The organism is Variovorax sp. VRV01 (assembly GCF_014852545.1).
In the GTDB taxonomy this organism is placed as follows: domain Bacteria; phylum Pseudomonadota; class Gammaproteobacteria; order Burkholderiales; family Burkholderiaceae_C; genus Variovorax; species Variovorax beijingensis_A.
The window spans coordinates 1-263 of sequence record NZ_JACVBS010000091.1 but is presented as its reverse complement, the minus strand read 5'-3'; the positions used below and the strand labels follow the sequence as shown (position 1 = coordinate 263).

Here is a 263-nt window from a genome sequence, read left to right as displayed (position 1 = left end):
CCTGCGCAATGATCAGCGAGCGCGCCAGCTGCCAGCCGGCCACGAGGTTGCCCGCGAGCATCAGGTAGGGCACGCTGCCCGCGAACACCGCGTTGGGCGAGGCCTTGGTCTGGCCCGCCACGAAATCGACCACCTGCACAAAAGCCTCGCGCGCGGCCTTCAGGCGCTTGAGCACCGCCGCCGCGGCCGCGCTGCTGTCGCTCTTGGCAAGCTCGGCTTCGGTCTTCTCGATCTGCGCCGCAATGGCCCTGGCGGTCTGGCCG

The 263-nt window shown here is 70.3% G+C and carries 1 protein-coding gene; it reads right to left on the bottom strand.

Going from position 1 to position 263, the window contains the following annotated elements; genetic code table 11:
- Positions 1 to 263, bottom strand: a 263-nt coding sequence (locus tag IB278_RS33705; protein WP_192328899.1) for an acyl-CoA dehydrogenase C-terminal domain-containing protein, incomplete at both ends; no start/stop codon positions are given.